This window comes from Pseudoalteromonas sp. RB2-MNA-CIBAN-0110 (assembly GCF_040309305.1).
GTDB lineage: Bacteria > Pseudomonadota > Gammaproteobacteria > Enterobacterales > Alteromonadaceae > Pseudoalteromonas > Pseudoalteromonas arctica.
On the sequence record NZ_JBEOOQ010000038.1, the window covers coordinates 31,521 to 48,074 of the forward strand.

Sequence of the window (16,554 nt, forward strand, 5' to 3'; positions counted from 1 at the left end):
AACCTATAAAAACCACAAAAAGAGCATATCGCTCTTTTTGTGGTAAAACTTATTATTATTTAAATTTTAATGCCGCGCTGAATGAGTGCTGCTTCTAATGCTTGTTGTAAACCATTCATAGTACCTGGCTCAAGCGTTTCGCCTTTGTCATCCATCCACGTTAAGCTAGTACCGCCTTCTTTAGTTTTACTTACTAAAATTTGGTATTGGCCTTCATCAATAGGTAGTTGAGCTACGTCATCACCCCAAATTGAATCCCAAACACTTGTTTCTGGTTTAGTGTAATCAGCAGTAATTAAGCCCGTATCTGGGTTAATTTCAACAATAGTGAACGACAAGCGCTCTAAAAACCCAGAGAAACGGTCAAACACAGCTTCGTAAGATTGCTCAGTTACAAGTGCTGCATTACCTTTGTTATCAAAGCCCATTTCAAGAGAAATAATACCTTGGCGTTTACGCATATCAACTTCAAGTTGACGGTAACGGTAATCAAACTCGCTCACTACTTGGTTAAGCGCACGTACTTCTAACTGCTGTTTTAACAAATCAGTTAGCGTATGGTCGCCTTTAAAATCAATCAGCTCTACACGTAAAGACGCAGTACGCTGATGTGACTTTTCTTCAATAGTGAATCTAAATTTTTCTAAGTCATCGTTAACTTCATCGCCCCACCACCAAAAACCTTCTTCGGTTTTAATGATTGAGTACCAATCAGTTTCAATAGTACCTAGTAGCTTGTCTTCTTTAGTGGTTCCTGCATTGTTATCAGCAAGGACTGATTGAATCGTGTCCCAAAGAAATTCATCTAAATCAGCAATGCCATCGTTTTTATCAAAATAAATACGCGCTTGTTTATCTGTCTCTTCTACCCAACTGCCTTTAGCAATTGTTAATACTTGTGCCGGTGGGCGGTAATTTGTAGCTTCAGGATTGTTGTCGTATTGACCTACATCCATTTTATAAACTGGGTCTTGAGCTGGTTGAGATAACGACGTTGGTGCTTTTACAGGCTCATGTGTACGATAGTTACGTTCGTCATGTGCCTTATTAATAAATACACTACACCCTGATAAACTTACCAATACACTTACTGCAAGTGCTTTTGGGATCCAATACTGCACAGATATTTCTCCTTAGCATACCCTTTAATTGTTTTAACAAATATATGAGTGGGTAATGCCGATTTGGTTCAGTGTAAAATCAATATTAACTTTACATTTATTATTTGGCTGCCTAAATGCAATAAAGTTCAGCACTTCAACTTAGCAATAAAACTAAGCGCAAATAAGCAAATTTTAGCTATGGTACTTTCCCGTGCCAGTAAAAACAAGAAACACCGCACTTTAAAAGCGCTTAATTAGCGTGTGCTGTAGTTTAGAGCCCTTTTTGTGTTAAACTTCGCCGCCGTGCAACTTCTCGTGTGTATTTTTGGTGTTGCCAACTCGGTTGATATAATCCAAGTAACAAGGTATTTGAACTCATGACTGCATTTTCAAATCATCAAATTGTTTTAACAGCGATTGGCGAAGACAGACCCGGTATTGTAAGTGAACTAACCCAACTGGTTAGCGATTGCCACTGCAACATTATTGACAGCCGTATTGCTATTTTAGGCTGCGAATTTACCTTCATAATGCTACTTAGCGGCGACATGTCGGCAATAAGCCGCATAGAGCACGTACTGCCAACTAAAGCCATGGAACTTGGCCTGCTAACCATGATGAAGCGCACAGCGAGTCATACTCCTAGCGAGTTTTGTGCAGGTTACACCCTAGAATACACAGGCATAGACACCCCTGGCACATTGAGCAAAGTAACGCGCTTTTTTGCCGACAATAATATTAGTATTTGCTCACTTAAGTCAGACACTTATTCTCAAGAAGACAACATTAAAATGCGTTGTGAACTTGAATTCAACATACCTGTTGATGTAGATATAGATCAATTTAAAATTAGTTTTGAGAGCCTTTCTCACACACTAAACGTAGATTATATTTTTAAACGAATTCGTTAAGGATGCTAAACATGAACACAATTAGTCCATTACAAGCTGGCGATACTGCACCCGCTTTTAGCCTACAAAACCAAAACGACGAAACAGTAACATTAAGCGAGCTGTTAAAAGAGCAACAAGTGCTTGTGTACTTTTACCCTAAAGCGTCAACGCCGGGTTGTACTGTACAAGCCGAAAACCTACGCGATGAGCAAGCACAGCTTGCTAAATTTAACACCCGCGTTGTAGGTATTAGCCCAGATCCAATTAAGCGCCTTAAAAACTTTGAAACTAAAAAAGAGCTTAACTTTGATTTATTAGCCGATGAAGACCACGCCATTGCAGAAGCATTTGGTGTATGGGGCTACAAAAAGTTTATGGGTAAAGAGTACGATGGTATTCACCGCCTAACGTTTTTAGTAGGCCAAGACGGTAAAATAAAACACCTATTTGATAAGTTTAAAACTAAAGATCACCATCAAGTGGTTTTGGATTATCTTGCAGCAGAATAAGCTAGCGGCAGAGTAAGTTACTCGCTGCTAGAAAAGTACAGAAAAGCGTTGCTCAAGGGCAACGCTTTTTTTATGCCTACACATTTGTGCTATATAAAAACTTAAATAGTAATCGAGTAAATAATTTGTTAAAACTGCCAAAGCACTTATTATTAGCACCTTGCCAATTGGATATTTAAATCTTGAATAAAAGCCTAAAATTTAAACTTTATTTAACTGCCTTAATCATCTGTATTATCGGTTTTAATTTTTCAGAGCCAAGTATGCAATTTTACTCAAACCCGTTTTATATCGGTAGTTTCGTTTTCGCTATTGCGCTTATAATCTCTGTAATTAATTACGCCTGCCCTGCCTGTAAGAAAAACCAAGTAATGCGCTCTATTTCTAGTTATAAGCTTCCCACTAACGATTGTTATAATTGCGGGAAAGAGATTGATGAGAAGAGTCATTAAATAAACGGAGTTATTACTGGAGGGTTTGGTATTCAGGGTTATATAAAATAATAATTTACCGCCTAAACCTTTAGTGTATAAAGGCAGTAAATTAACTTGCTGCTTGAAACGACTAAAATTTAAAACTAAAGACCGTCCCACGTAAGTTCTTTAATTGTTTGATACAATGAGATCAAGTGATGATTGGACATATCCATTAGTGGCTCATACATAAAAGAATTCATATGTATATTTTCTGGAGTCATTAGTACAACTTGGCTAAGCGTTTTTCTAATATTTTTAAAAGTCTCACCTTTATCAATATTTTCTTTCGATAAACGATCATATAGTTTAGCTGTTTGCATACCGTTAATTGGCGTAGTATCAATAATGTGATCTAACATAAATTCTTCAGCTTTTAATCTTATAGCTATTGATAAGGCAACTTTGTTTTCTAATCGAATTTCATCCACACTATCGATTAGAGTTTGAATAACTCTATCAGCAGTTGTATAAATAAAGTCAATAACAGGCATCGCTTTATCTATATTCTCTGAAAGCTGTAGCTCATTCATTGTATTGGATATCATGACTTCTAGGTCGCCAAGCTTAAATTCTTTTGTATTAGATTTTATATGAAGTAAAGACGTCAAATCTAAATAATCGTTGCATTTATTTCCGCTTCTATATTCGACCAAATTACGAACAAAAGGAATCATTGCAATAATAATTTGAGGTATTTCGCCAAAATGCTTTTTCCAGTAATCAAATGGTTCGGTAATAAAATTATCACCGCCACCTATTAAATTAACTGTATTATCATTTTTTTGAGCTATAAAAGAATGCTTTCTTTTACTCCCATTACCTAAGACTCTACTTTGGAATGTTCTATAAAAATCAAAATTATGTGTTAATACTAATAGATTAAAAAGGCTATTTTCAGATAGTTCTTTTAGATATTCGATGATTGCGTATTTATTTTTATAATCAAAGGAATCTGCAATATCATCTATTATAATTAAAGTATTTTGCTCTTTAGCTTCCCTAGCTTTGAATTCAAATATAACGTAAAGCAAATACATTGCTCGTCGCTCACCTACAGATAAAAAATTTAGTGAATTGAGCTGCCCTCGATCAAATTTAACTGGCTGATCACTACCTTTTTGAAAAGTGAATACTATATTTGGTGCAATAGTTCCAAGTATGGCATTAGATTGGTTTTCAATACTTATTGAAAAGTTAACATGAAACCTTTCTTTAAATACCTCTGTAGCCTCGTGCCAAAGAGTTTTCTCAATTTCAGCTTCAGCCTCTATTGCCGCCAACTCTGATTTACCTGCATCAAATAAGGCTAATAAATTATCGAAAAGTACTTTTTTTTCAATATAGTATGAACACCAAATTATTTTTTTGAAATTTTGAATATCATTTAATTCAGTTGAAATCTCAGGGCAATCTTCTAGTAATTCTTGAAATGCCTTTACAGGAGCAACACCTTGAATAATTTTTTGTGATATAACTTTTAAATTACCATCACCTAAAATAGTTTCTTTTTCATGTTCGATTGCTACCTCTAATTCTGCAAGAGAATTTAGAGGCTCCCCATTTCCATTAAGCAACACTTTGTGTTCAGCTTCAAAGAATTTTTCTTTTTTCAATGAACTAATTATGGTGCTAGCTTTAACTGGATTAAAACCATTTTTCTTAAATATAGGTGATCTTTCGATCAAGTCGTTATATCTGTCTGTATAATCAGCAATACCTGATTTAATAGTCTCATCTGACAATAATTCTGTAACTTTTGGGTCAAATATCTTTGTATATGGCAGTTTCGAGTACGAGTCATTTCCTATATTAGCTAATTGGAGAAACCTTATAGATTCAAATAGGTCGGGGAGACCTAGGTCGCTTTTTATTGTACTTTCTAATTCTTCTTTTTTTACTTTTGATACTTTATTTAATTCAGTAATTAACCTTTTTTTCGCATCTAATATATCTTTATAGACTTTATCATAAACCGTTTTCATTTCTTGGTTCACTAATAAGGTTGATAAATTTTTCGAATCAAAACTAGGGCTAAATGGCTCAACTACCAATATATTTTCAGCATTAATATTCGTACCATCTGATTTTATCTCGAAGAAAGGAGTTTTTTCATAAACTAATTCTTCTGGTACTTTTCCTTCCGATATTTTTAAAAAAGTTTTTGCTAATGAGGTTTTCATCACTCCATTTGGTGCATATATCAGATTCGCATTTACACCTTCAAAGCTAAGTGTTTCGTTTAGTTGCTCTATTCCGTAACAATTTTCGAGATTTATAGATAGGGTTTTCATTTGCTTTCCTTAGCCTTAAATACAATAAATAATCATTTTCTAATAAATATATCAATATTTTGTAATTTTATACTGGTATTCACTTTAAAAGATCTCACTACTCAATTTAGTTGAGTCTCTAGATATTCGCTCAAGTAAATCTCAACCACAATAGATAGAAGAAGTTATTAATAAAATAATTGGGCTAAATGTTATTACTTTGGGATAAAATTTACTGTGTCGGATGGCGCTTCGCTTATCCGACCTACGTTTTCAAATATATAATGCGGGGTTATTGGGAGCGTGGGTATTGGAGATTCGTTGGGTTTCGCTGCGCTCTGCCCAACCTTTTATCTCTTCTTGATGATTGTTTAACTTATATTTTTACGCAGACGAAAATGGCGTTGCCTGAGCGCTCTGCCCATGGAGTTATTTTGTCGTAGTCATGTTCAAATATGTGAATTTCGAAGTACGGTTTTAAGGCTTCTTTGAGCTCGGTATAACTAAAAGCAACCATTGGGTGCTCGTCGTGCCATACAAGTGTTTTATCTGCGGTGGTTTTTTCTATGCTGAGTTTTAATAGTTGTTTGCTGCCAGTGCCACTGTAATGCCAACCAGAGCGAAATGTGAAGAAGCTGTTTTCGCTTGTTGCGGTGTGCTCTACAAATGAATCGCTGTCGATTTTGTTTTTATCAACCGTGTTAAAACAAAATATTCCACCCACGTTTAATGCGCTGTGTACGCTGGCAAGGCATTCTTTTAACTTATTAATGCCGTCGCAGTAGTGGATTGAATACAAAAAGCAGGTAATTAAATCCACGTGCTCAGTTACCTTAAATTCACTCATATTTTGCAATGAAAATTGCGCTTCTGGACAACGAACTTTTGCTTTATCTAGCATTGGCTGGTTTAAATCAAGCCCACTACTTTTATAGCCGTAATCAATAAAGTGGCGTACGTGCGGGCCGGTGCCACACGCTAAATCGAGATGGGTATTTGCGCCATTACCAAAAATTTGGTGCAGCCTGTGAATAGAATTGCTTTGGGCTTGATAATCTATATCTGCGCACATTAAGTCGTAGTAATCAGAAAGGTCGGTGTAGAGTGCATTTGCGGACATATAAGCCTAGTGGTAAGTAGTAGAATATTTTTAAGTCGCGCATAGTAAACTAATTAGCACAATTAACGAAGAAGATATGAGCTTTAGGGTAGATGTAATCTTAGGTTATAAAGTACAGGCTATAGAGTTCAGGCTATAAAGTACAGGGTTGTCGGATGGCGCTTCGCTTATCCGGCCTACAAATTTAAAAATCATAGAGAGTTGTTATAAAACGGTGTGAAATTGGAGATTCGTTGGGTTTAGCTTCGCTCTACCCAACATACGTAATATAACTTTAAGCTGGCTTTAACTAATTCCTAAATACTTATGTACTTGTATTGATAGGCGCCAGTTTTTGGCAATACAGGTGCCGATTGCTAATTTGGTTGCTGATACTTTTTGGCTAATTGGCTGCAAATAAACAAGCTTTGGGTTAACGCCTGTTTTTGCAAATAATTCTTCTAGCTCTTCTACGTGCTTTTGCATGGCAACGGGGTGTTTAATTTCGTTGGCACGCTTCATTGCACTGGTAAGTACTTCATAACCACCGCGCATGTTAATTTTTGGCGATACTGTTACCCATGTTTGCTCTGGAGCGAGTATTTCAAACGTACCGCTGGTTTCTATTTGTGTACTAAAGCCGTGTTCGTGTAATAAGTTACATACTGGATTTAAATCGAACATACATGGCTCGCCGCCTGTAATTACTACGTGCTTTGCGGTATAACCACGTGATTGAAACAACGCTAAAATTTGCTCCGCACTGGCATTAGCCCAATGATCTGAGTCGGCTTTTTTTTCTACGGTTTCGTCCAGCGATACTTTATATACATTATCAACATCCCACGTTTGCTTAGTGTCGCACCAAGAGCAGCCTACAGGGCAGCCTTGCAGACGTAAAAATATTGAGGGTGTGCCAGTAAAGCTAGCTTCACCTTGAATGGTTTCAAACACTTCATTAATTTTGTACAAAAGAGATCTCACTTACTACCTAGCAGCCAAATTGCTACTATTAAAAAACCAAAAAGCGCTGTGCAAAAATTGTTATTTAAGCTGCGGCCGTGTAGTATATCGCGCCCTGATATAAACCTCTATTAAAACTAAGAGCAAAACAGATATGACGCAAAAAGTAGTTGTTATTTATTCCGGCGGTATGGACTCATTTACCGTATTAAATAAAGCCCTGCAACAAGGCCATGATGTATATGCCCTATCATTTGACTATGGTCAGCGTCATGTAAAAGAGCTTAAAGTGGCGGCAAGTGTGTGTGAAAAATTAAACGTTCCACACAAAATTGTTGATATTTCGGCGATTAACCAACTTATTGGTGGCTCATCGCTTACTGATGACATTGATGTGCCTGAAGGCCATTACGAAGAAGAAAGCATGAAAAGTACGATTGTACCTAATCGTAATATGATTTTGCTCTCGCTTGCTGTTGGTTACGCGGTATCACTTAAAGCTGGCCAAGTTTATTACGGCGCTCACTCTGGGGATCATGCTATTTACCCTGACTGCCGTCCTGAATTTGTGCAAAAAATGGATGATGTATGTCGTATTGCAAATTACGACGCTGTAGAAATTTTTAGCCCATACTTAAACAATACTAAAATTGGTATTTTAACCGACGGTATTGAAATGGGATTAGATTACAGCCAAACGTGGACTTGTTATAACGGCCGTGAAAAGGCCTGTGGTAAATGTGGCGCGTGCCAAGAACGCCTTGAAGCATTTGCACTAAATAACATTACAGACCCGTTAGAATACGAATAAGCACCAATTAATTAGTAATACAATTGCTGTAAACAAAAAAAGGCTATCATCGATAGCCTTTTTTGTTTGTTTAATTTTAACGTAGAGATTACAACCAGCGTTTTACGCGCGCTTTGTAAGCGGTAAACTCTTCGCCAAATAATTTAGTGAGCGCACGCTCCTCGGGTATTATTTGAAAAAATGTTAAATACGCAATAAACCCTATAATACATAAAAGTGCCCACAAGGAACTTAACCAAATACCCCACCCTGCTAAAATAAATGCAAAACCTACGTACATTGGATTACGCGAAATCCGATAAATACCGCTAGTAATAAGTTTTGTCGCTTGCTCAGGTTTATTAGGGTTTACAGTGGTGTTTGCTATTTTAAAACTCACCACCCCTGCAATACAAAAAACACACCCTATAATGACCAAACTTGCTGCTAAGTAGGTAATAAATGCGGTGAAATCAATAACACTGTAATGCGCAATAAGCGCCATTATGCCTGCAAAAAACAGCACAACAATAACGGGAGGTATTTTATTATTCAACATGGCAACTCACTGTATTGGCTAAAGTATGTTTATTATATGGTGGCTATGCAGCCATTAAACAATATCAGAAGTGTATAAATGATGAACACGCTCAAACCTGAGCTTAAGTAAAGTATACAAATTAAGTTACAATTGTCAGCTTTATCAAAAGCGCTTAAAGGTTATACTTTAACCATAAACGAATAATAAAATGATAAGGAATGAGATTATGTCTGGAACTACGATGATTGTACTTATTGTGCTAATTTCGGTTGGCTCAGGAGTGGTTTACGATATGTATAAAAAGCATCTTGAGTTTAAGCATAAAATGCAAAACAACAACAGCGATGCCCATAAACAATTAGCTGAAACAAACGCACAAGTGCTTGCATTAAAAGAGCGTGTACAAACACTTGAGGCTATTGTTACTGATTCAAGCTTTAACGTTAAAGATGAAATTAATAAGCTTTAAATTGTTATAAGTAATTTGGATATAAATGTGCATTTTCTGGCTGCTCAATGCCGTGAGCAGCTAAAAACCCACCAATAGCTTGCCCGCAGCCCTGTGGTGCTCGCCCGCTGTCTATCTCAAAATTTAACTGGTTAGCATGTTGCTTACCCATAGAGCAAAGCCCTACAGTACTTGGCGAGCGCATAGCGATACTTAAGTTACCTATTTGTTCAACCACAACGTGCTTACTAAAGCGGGCAAAACCTTTGTACTTAAATTGCTCGTTTACGTAATCATTGCTTGTGGCTACTAATGCTGTAATTAAGGCGTGTAAAAAGCTATTAGCGGATGGATCTGCTGTTAAAAACGCGATTGTTTTTTTATTAAACTCGCTAAGTTGGCAATTTTCACACAACAGCTCAACAGTATATAAATGTTGCTCGGCTATTTGCTGCTGGCTCTTAAGTTCAATACTTTTTCCTGCAAATACAATACGTTTAAGCACTTCATCAACACGGCTTTCAGCACTTTCACTTTTAACAAGCTCAGGGTTTTGAGCCATTACCGGTAAGTCGTGATGGTTATTAAATGGCGTACTTGTTGCGCCGCTTTGCATTAACTGAAAAAGCTCTCTTACTTCATGTTCACGCGCTACTTTTAACGCTAAAAATGCAGTTTGAATAAGTTCTGAAGTAGGTAAATTTTCCTCTACTATCCAGCGTCTACCAAATAATAGCTTTTTGGCTTTGCCTTCATTTGCAGATGCACTTTTTTGATAGTTATCTGGGCTCAACACTGCTACTTGCAGGTAAATTTCTTCACCTTTTTGTGCAGCAAGCACTCTAAAGTGAGCCGAAAACTCTATACTCTCAAGCACTTCGTTTACGCTTTCAAGCGTGTGCTTGTAACGTAAAAAATGTTGTGGCACCACCCAGCTACTATTAGCCAATTGCACAAGGGGTGCATAAGAAATAGGTTGCTCGTAACTGTGTTGCCATTTTTGCTCATTGCTAAGCAAATGATTAATGTGACTCTTGTTATCTGACATAAATAAACCAAATAAACTCGCGTTGTGCGATATAAACTATGAACACATTACGTCGTCAATGTCGTAATTAGATCACATGTACGCCCTACTTTCGGGCTTTTTTAACTATCGGTGAGTTCTTGATAGTCTGTTATAACTTTTTGATAGTATGGCTTATCTTTATTGAGCATTTTATTATAATGATTTATGAGTTGCCGTTGGTACATAGCGTGCTCTGCACTAGCAAAGTCCCACATATTATTACCGGTATGACTAATCTCATTATTGCTACTAAAGCTCACTTCAATCACTTCATAAAAACGTTTGTTGTCGTAAACTATTTGCTCACTTACAAGCCCTAAACCTAATTGCTTTAAACCGACTCGCAACTTATAAGTGTGATGCACTGGGCATAAAATAAACCGAACATTATTTAAATGCTCACTTACGTTATTAGCAGTAATTTGTTGTATTAAACTTAACAACAGCTCACCGCCAACACCTGCTATTACAACTACTTGGCTTTTACTTTGAGCAATTTCAATTTTGCCTACATCCTGACATAAGACCTGCCACTGCGGATTTTTATTACAGGTTTTTTGTAATTTATTAATAGATGATAATTGCATTTCTAGGTCGTTCATTAAAGTGGCGACTATATCTACAAAAATAACCTGGTTTGCAGCTGCGCGTTTTAATAGCGCCATGCCTAAATAACCATGGTCGCAGCAGCAATCCCAAATAATATCGTGATGCTGCGAGATTAATGTATCAATGGCAGTTAGGCGTTTGCTGAGCTTCATTTAATCAGCAGATTGTGACGTTTTGTAGATAAGTGCTTTTAAGCTTCTGTCGCTGTCTACTTCAATAAAACGCTCGGTAGGGGCTAGGCGCTCAACAAATTCAATTGCGCCTTGGGTGTGCTCGTTTATTAACGCTTTAAACGCCTCTTCGCTAAGCTCTGGGCTATTAGCGCACAATAACAATTGTGTGGTATCGCAAAGTAGCTCTGGCAACCTGCGCAGCACTTTTTGATAGTCTTTAGTTAATATAAAGCTGCCTTTTTGAAAGCTTGGCGGATCAACTATTATTAAGTCAAACGGGGCTGCTTTTTTTAGTTTTCCAAACGACTTTAAAATATCGTGAGGTAAAAAACTTACGCCACGCTCAAAACCATTTAATTGATGGTTTTGCTTGCCGACTTTAAGTACACCTTTGCTCATATCCATATTCATTACATGATCTGCTCCGCCTTGCATAGCTGCAAGCGAAAACCCACACGTGTACGAAAATAAATTAAGCACTTTGCCATGCTTACTATTAGCCATTACAAACTCACGGCCGCTGCGCATATCGGGAAATATTCCGGTATTTTGACGGCTCTGTAAATCAACCAAAAAACGAATGCCGTTTTCGGTTACAACATGCGGGTTAGGTAATTGCCCATAAACCACGGTGTTTTGGCTTTGTACGCCAGCGCGTTGCTGATACACAAGTGAGCTAATAAGCTCTGGCTGGTTTTTTTGTGCCCACTGCCACACAACATCGGTAAGCTCGCTTAGTGTTTGTTCGTCAATTTCGTCGTATGAAACCAAAAACAAACTTGGCGGATAAAAGTCTAAATTAATATGACTTAACGCCTCAACACTATGGCCACGGCCATGAAAAACACGGCACAGTTCATTTTTTAAAATTGGCGCATCTTCAAGCGCAGTAATAAGAGGAGTAAAGTTTGCTGTCATTTTTAATTAATCAACTGTTGTTGTAGTTCATGTATTTCATCGCGAACAGAGCCCGCTTTTTCAAATTCTAGGTCGCTTGCGTATGCATGCATTTTGGTTTCAAGCTGCTTAATTTGCACGGTAATTTCTTTCGCGCTAAGTACCTTTTTAGAGTCTTTACGAACAAGTCTAAGGTTATCTTTAGGGCCGGCTTCTTCGCCTACATCCATCGCATCAAGAATCTTTTTGGCTAGTGAATGCGGTTCAATACCGTGTTCAATATTATAAGCATGCTGAATTTCGCGTCTGCGCGCTGTTTCGTCCATGGCCTTAGCCATCGATTTTGTAATTTTGTCACCGTATAAAATAGCGCGACCATCTAAGTGACGTGCAGCACGACCAATGGTTTGAATAATTGAACGCGCTGAGCGTAAAAAGCCTTCTTTGTCTGCATCAAGTATGGCTACTAGCGCCACCTCTGGCATATCCAGACCTTCTCGAAGTAAGTTAATGCCCACTAACACATCAAACACACCCGCACGTAAATCACGAATAATTTCAACCCGTTCAACCGTGTCTATATCTGAATGTAAGTAACGCACTTTTACGTCGTGCTCACTTAAGTAATCGGTTAAATCCTCAGACATACGTTTAGTCAAAGTGGTTACAAGTACACGTTCGCCCTTCTCTACACTTTTATAAATTTCTGAAAGTAAGTCATCAACCTGATCGCCCACCGGGCGCACTTCAATAAGTGGATCGAGCAAGCCAGTTGGGCGAATTACTTGCTCTGCGATTGCGCCCACACAACGGTCTAACTCAAAGTCGCCTGGCGTTGCCGATACATAAATTGTTTGTGGTGAAATAGCTTCAAATTCTTCAAAGCGCAGCGGCCTGTTGTCCATTGCTGAGGGCATTCTGAAGCCATACTCAACTAGGTTTTCTTTTCGGCTTCTGTCGCCTTTATACATTGCCCCAATTTGCGATACGGTTACGTGCGATTCATCAATAATCATCAATGCGTCGTCTGGGAGGTAATCAAGTAATGTGGGTGGCGGATCGCCCGGCGTACGGCCCGATAAATAGCGGCTGTAGTTTTCTATACCAGAGCAATAACCTAGCTCCCGCATCATTTCTATATCGTATTGCGTACGCTGTGTTACGCGTTGCTCTTCTACTAATTTATTAGCACTGAGTAACTGGGCTCTTCGATCTTTTAGTTCTTCTTGTATTTTATCGATAGCACCGAGTATTTTTTCACGCGGGGTAACATAGTGTGTTTTTGGATAGATAGTGGTGCGTATTATATGCTTTTCGACGGCGCCGGTAAGCGGGTCAAAAATACTTAAGCGCTCTATTTCGTCATCAAACATTTCTACGCGAATTGCGAAGGTGCTAGATTCTGCAGGAAATATATCAACCACTTCACCACGAACACGATATGTACCACGGCTAAAATCTATATCGTTGCGGGTGTATTGTATTTCAGCTAGGCGACGTAGCATGTCGCGTTGGTCTACTTTTTCGCCCACTTTTAAAAGTAGCATCATTTTCATGTATGATTTAGGGTCGCCCAAACCATAAATAGCCGATACCGACGCCACAATAATGGTGTCGCGGCGCTCGAGCAGTGCTTTGGTCGCACTTAAACGCATTTGTTCTATATGCTCGTTTATCGAGGCATCTTTTTCAATAAATGTGTCGCTAGATACAACATAGGCTTCTGGCTGGTAGTAATCGTAATACGATACAAAATACTCAACCGCATTTTTAGGAAAAAACTCTTTCATTTCCCCATATAGCTGCGCGGCAAGCGTTTTATTGTGCGCCATTATTATTGTCGGACGGTTTAAATCGTTAATAATATTAGCCATGGTAAAGGTTTTACCTGTACCGGTGGCACCTAATAAAGTTTGGTGTGCAAGGCCTGCTTCTAATCCTTCGCATAGCTGCTTAATCGCTGTGGGCTGATCGCCTGCTGGTTTAAAATGTGATTTTAACTGAAAATGGTCGCTCAATTATTGCACTCCTGTAACGATTCGCCGCTCAGCGTTTCTAGTTTTTTCATAAACCATTTGTATGCCACTATTGCTGTAAATAAGTTACCTAAAGCAGCGCCAATAAATAGCCCTAATAATCCGGCTATTTCGTTGCCTACGTAAGCAAATGGTACATAAAATATGAATAACCGAATGACACTTAATACCAATGCGTACATTGGTTTGTGTAAAGCATTAAACGATGAGTTTGATAATATGATCACCCCTTGTAAGCCATAGCTTAACGGGATGGTATAAATAAAGAGTTTAATTACATCTATTACGGCTTGTTCTTTACCAAATAATTGGCTTATAACACCTGAAAATGCAATGAGTAATACGTAAATGGCAAATTGCCATACCATTACAAATTTTAGTGTGCCGGTATACGCTTCTTTAACGCGGCATAATTTGCCAGCGCCAAAGTTTTGGCTAACAAATGGCGGTAATGTCATCGATAGTGCAAGCACTAATATACTTGCAATAGATTCTATTCGACTTCCCACTCCAAATGCAGCTACGGCCTCTGGCCCGTGATGCGCAACCATAGCGGTCATTACGGCCATTGCAACGGGTGTAAGCATGTTTGCGCCGGCAGCAGGCAAACCAATTTTTAATATTTTACGAATAGCGCCCGTCACTGTTTGCTTGCCTGCTTTTAGGCTCAACAAGCGCTTTTTAACAGCTAATATATATAAAATAATAACCACAGCAACCGACCATGCAATAACGCTTGCTATGGCAGCGCCTTGAATACCTAACGCTGGTACTGGCCCAAAACCAAATATCAGTATAGGGTCAAGTACGGCGTTTATCAGCCCTGCTCCACCCATTACTATACTTGGCGTTTTTGTATCGCCACTGGCGCGCAGTACCGAGTTACCAATCATTGGAGTTATTAAAAATACACTACCAATAAACCATATATTCATGTATTCGTGTATTAACGGCAATACTTGTGCGCCCGCTCCTAGCAAAGTAAATATGGGGTCAATCAGTAAATACCCAACAGATGACAACACAATAACCAGAACCACACCAACCATTAAAGAAATACTGGCGTCAAAACGCGCTTCATCTATTTTATTACTACCGAGCGCTTTTGCTATTACTGCCGATGTACCGATCCCCAGCCCTATTGCTAAGCTAATAACGGTAAAGGTAACCGGAAATGTAAAGCTCACCGCTGCAAGCGGCTCAGTGCCTAGTAAGCTTATAAAAAATGTATCGACAATATTGAACATCATTAGCGTGATCATGCCGAATATCATCGGGATGGTCATCGTCTTTAATGTGGGCAAGATGGGATCGTTTAGTAAATCTGGGCGAGTCTGGGATTTTGAAATTGCGCGCATGAAATAAATAGGCCTCTTTTACTGAACGAATCATTTTAAAGCATCAAGGCAGTTCAAGCCACGGATTTATCACTACAATTGAAGTAATTAAAGAAGTAAAGGTTCGAAAAAATAGTAAAACTTAGTTTTTGCTTCTTTTTGTTAAAATAGAGCCTAAACACACCAAAAACCAATTAAAACACATTTTTATAACTTTTATTACAAACACCCAGTGATATATGATGCTTTTTTACACAAAGGTACTGCTTGGTTTATCGTTACGAAAAAATTCCCTCATCGAGTTGCATACATTCAGCATCAAATCATAACCCATTGTTTTATCTTGAATTAAAAATAGTGATTTAAAAGCTTGAAATCGTTGTAGCACCCTAAACCATTGGTGCCGATGATGTTCTTAAAGTTTCATAAACAGAGTTATCCACAGAAACCGTGGATAACTCATTCAAACCCGCATTTATAAAGGCTTTGAGAGAGCCTCCATTTTCGGTGATATCCAACCAATTGACCATTTGTTAATTGTGGCATTTTTATAAACTCACGCTAAAAACTGTAGCTCACCAATTTTTCTTCTTAACATAGTTGTACGTTAGGTATAAAAAAACGTTTAATACAAAGTTAAGTTATTGATTGCTCTATTTTTGAACGGATAAAACAAATACTCATTTTATACATAGTGATTAGATCACAATTTAGATCAAAAAATATTTCTGTGAATATACGCATAGGTATATTTTTAGAAAATTAAAACAAAAAACGAATTAAATACGAAAAATATCGCTAAGTAAAAAATGAGTTTTTATGTTTTTGAGTTGTTTTTTAATAACAAGCCACTTTAATACCGTGTTTAATTTAACCAATTTGAAGACTCAGCAATAATAAAAGTCACATTGATATTCTTAAATTTTTAAAAAAGTAACTTTAATAGAGCTATAAAACACGCAGATCGAACACAAAAACAACGAATAAACCTCTTTTTTCAATTTATGACTTTTATATGTTGACACTTTGCGGCGCGGTCATTAATATTTCGCCCCGTTGAAAGGCAAGACGCTTCCCCCTTAGCTCAGTTGGTTAGAGCGACGGACTGTTAATCCGCAGGTCCCCCGTTCGAGTCGGGGAGGGGGAGCCAAGTTTTTCAACCATAAACGATTCCCCCTTAGCTCAGTTGGTTAGAGCGACGGACTGTTAATCCGCAGGTCCCCCGTTCGAGTCGGGGAGGGGGAGCCAAGTTTTTATGATGTAGTTCCCCCTTAGCTCAGTTGGTTAGAGCGACGGACTGTTAATCCGCAGGTCCCCCGTTCGAGTCGGGGAGGGGGAGCC

The 16,554-nt window shown here is 38.1% G+C and carries 14 protein-coding genes and 3 tRNA genes; 7 read left to right on the plus strand and 10 right to left on the minus strand.

What is annotated here, in order from left to right:
* Positions 1 to 59: 59 nt before the first annotated feature.
* Positions 60 to 1,121 carry an NlpB/DapX family lipoprotein gene (gene bamC, locus AAEY68_RS16460; protein WP_024591010.1) on the minus strand — a complete coding sequence of 354 codons (1,062 nt, stop codon included), beginning with the start codon at positions 1,119 to 1,121 and terminating at the stop codon, positions 60 to 62.
* 359 nt (positions 1,122 to 1,480) lie between these two features.
* Here bamC and AAEY68_RS16465 point away from each other — a divergent pair, with 359 nt between their 5' ends.
* Both AAEY68_RS16465 and bcp read left to right on the plus strand, forming a co-directional pair.
* A complete protein-coding gene (locus AAEY68_RS16465) occupies positions 1,481 to 2,014 on the plus strand; it encodes a glycine cleavage system transcriptional repressor (protein WP_007583906.1) in 534 nt (177 codons plus the stop codon).
* An 11-nt stretch (positions 2,015 to 2,025) separates the two neighbouring features.
* Complete coding sequence (gene bcp, locus AAEY68_RS16470; protein ID WP_002963124.1) at positions 2,026 to 2,505, plus strand: thioredoxin-dependent thiol peroxidase; 480 nt, start codon at positions 2,026 to 2,028, stop codon at positions 2,503 to 2,505.
* Between the two features lie 577 nt (positions 2,506 to 3,082).
* Here the strand turns inward: bcp and AAEY68_RS16475 are convergent.
* The 3 genes from AAEY68_RS16475 to queE all read right to left on the minus strand — a co-directional run bounded on the left by AAEY68_RS16475 (position 3,083) and on the right by queE (position 7,322).
* Positions 3,083 to 5,272 (minus strand): AAA family ATPase, encoded by a 2,190-nt coding sequence (locus AAEY68_RS16475; protein WP_024592362.1) that lies wholly within the window; start codon positions 5,270 to 5,272, stop codon positions 3,083 to 3,085.
* A 355-nt stretch (positions 5,273 to 5,627) separates the two neighbouring features.
* On the minus strand, positions 5,628 to 6,371 hold the full coding sequence (locus AAEY68_RS16480; RefSeq protein WP_024592361.1) for a class I SAM-dependent DNA methyltransferase: 744 nt from the start codon (positions 6,369 to 6,371) through the stop codon (positions 5,628 to 5,630).
* Between the two features lie 285 nt (positions 6,372 to 6,656).
* Positions 6,657 to 7,322, minus strand: a complete 666-nt coding sequence (gene queE / locus AAEY68_RS16485; protein ID WP_350586449.1) for a 7-carboxy-7-deazaguanine synthase QueE — start codon at positions 7,320 to 7,322, stop codon at positions 6,657 to 6,659.
* A 145-nt stretch (positions 7,323 to 7,467) separates the two neighbouring features.
* On the opposite strand from queE, the gene queC reads away from it, so the two are divergent.
* Positions 7,468 to 8,124, plus strand: coding sequence for a 7-cyano-7-deazaguanine synthase QueC (queC, locus tag AAEY68_RS16490; protein ID WP_007583902.1), 657 nt, complete (start codon positions 7,468 to 7,470; stop codon positions 8,122 to 8,124).
* Positions 8,125 to 8,212: 88 nt separating this feature from the next.
* Here the strand turns inward: queC and AAEY68_RS16495 are convergent, their stop codons facing one another.
* Entirely contained in the window at positions 8,213 to 8,662 is a 450-nt protein-coding gene (locus tag AAEY68_RS16495) for a methyltransferase family protein (RefSeq protein WP_024592359.1), read from the minus strand.
* A 208-nt stretch (positions 8,663 to 8,870) separates the two neighbouring features.
* Between AAEY68_RS16495 and AAEY68_RS16500 the strand changes: the two genes are divergently transcribed.
* Positions 8,871 to 9,113, plus strand: a complete 243-nt coding sequence (locus AAEY68_RS16500; protein ID WP_010553668.1) for a hypothetical protein — start codon at positions 8,871 to 8,873, stop codon at positions 9,111 to 9,113.
* Positions 9,114 to 9,117: 4 nt separating this feature from the next.
* Here the strand turns inward: AAEY68_RS16500 and AAEY68_RS16505 are convergent, their stop codons facing one another.
* The 5 genes from AAEY68_RS16505 to AAEY68_RS16525 all read right to left on the minus strand — a co-directional run bounded on the left by AAEY68_RS16505 (position 9,118) and on the right by AAEY68_RS16525 (position 15,234).
* On the minus strand, positions 9,118 to 10,140 hold the full coding sequence (locus tag AAEY68_RS16505) for a hypothetical protein (protein ID WP_024592358.1): 1,023 nt from the start codon (positions 10,138 to 10,140) through the stop codon (positions 9,118 to 9,120).
* Positions 10,141 to 10,241: 101 nt separating this feature from the next.
* Entirely contained in the window at positions 10,242 to 10,922 is a 681-nt protein-coding gene (locus tag AAEY68_RS16510) for a tRNA (adenine(22)-N(1))-methyltransferase TrmK (protein WP_024592357.1), read from the minus strand.
* Positions 10,923 to 11,861 (minus strand): class I SAM-dependent methyltransferase, encoded by a 939-nt coding sequence (locus tag AAEY68_RS16515; RefSeq protein WP_024592356.1) that lies wholly within the window; start codon positions 11,859 to 11,861, stop codon positions 10,923 to 10,925.
* 2 nt (positions 11,862 to 11,863) lie between these two features.
* Positions 11,864 to 13,858, minus strand: coding sequence for an excinuclease ABC subunit UvrB (gene uvrB, locus AAEY68_RS16520; protein WP_007583893.1), 1,995 nt, complete (start codon positions 13,856 to 13,858; stop codon positions 11,864 to 11,866).
* The gene (locus AAEY68_RS16525) at positions 13,855 to 15,234 is read right to left on the minus strand and encodes an MATE family efflux transporter (RefSeq protein WP_165740053.1); all 1,380 of its coding nucleotides are present in this window, start codon (positions 15,232 to 15,234) and stop codon (positions 13,855 to 13,857) included. Before AAEY68_RS16525 ends, uvrB begins: the two co-directional genes overlap by 4 nt.
* Positions 15,235 to 16,286: 1,052 nt before the next feature.
* On the opposite strand from AAEY68_RS16525, the gene AAEY68_RS16530 reads away from it, so the two are divergent.
* The 3 genes from AAEY68_RS16530 (at position 16,287) to AAEY68_RS16540 (ending at position 16,552) form a co-directional block, all read left to right on the plus strand.
* Positions 16,287 to 16,363 (plus strand) — tRNA-Asn (locus tag AAEY68_RS16530).
* Positions 16,364 to 16,384: 21 nt separating this feature from the next.
* A tRNA-Asn gene (locus AAEY68_RS16535) sits at positions 16,385 to 16,461 on the plus strand.
* A gap of 17 nt (positions 16,462 to 16,478) precedes the next feature.
* A tRNA-Asn gene (locus AAEY68_RS16540) sits at positions 16,479 to 16,552 on the plus strand.
* Positions 16,553 to 16,554: the final 2 nt, after the last annotated feature.

Coding starts and splice junctions, on each gene's coding strand:
- AAEY68_RS16465 (WP_007583906.1), top strand. CDS start 1,481: ATGACTGCATTTTCAAATCATCAAATTGTTTTAACAGCGATTGGCGAA.
- bcp (WP_002963124.1), top strand. CDS start 2,026: ATGAACACAATTAGTCCATTACAAGCTGGCGATACTGCACCCGCTTTT.
- AAEY68_RS16475 (WP_024592362.1), bottom strand. CDS start 5,272: ATGAAAACCCTATCTATAAATCTCGAAAATTGTTACGGAATAGAGCAA.
- AAEY68_RS16480 (WP_024592361.1), bottom strand. CDS start 6,371: ATGTCCGCAAATGCACTCTACACCGACCTTTCTGATTACTACGACTTA.
- queC (WP_007583902.1), top strand. CDS start 7,468: ATGACGCAAAAAGTAGTTGTTATTTATTCCGGCGGTATGGACTCATTT.
- AAEY68_RS16495 (WP_024592359.1), bottom strand. CDS start 8,662: ATGTTGAATAATAAAATACCTCCCGTTATTGTTGTGCTGTTTTTTGCA.
- AAEY68_RS16500 (WP_010553668.1), top strand. CDS start 8,871: ATGTCTGGAACTACGATGATTGTACTTATTGTGCTAATTTCGGTTGGC.
- AAEY68_RS16505 (WP_024592358.1), bottom strand. CDS start 10,140: ATGTCAGATAACAAGAGTCACATTAATCATTTGCTTAGCAATGAGCAA.
- AAEY68_RS16510 (WP_024592357.1), bottom strand. CDS start 10,922: ATGAAGCTCAGCAAACGCCTAACTGCCATTGATACATTAATCTCGCAG.
- AAEY68_RS16515 (WP_024592356.1), bottom strand. CDS start 11,861: ATGACAGCAAACTTTACTCCTCTTATTACTGCGCTTGAAGATGCGCCA.
- AAEY68_RS16525 (WP_165740053.1), bottom strand. CDS start 15,234: ATGCGCGCAATTTCAAAATCCCAGACTCGCCCAGATTTACTAAACGAT.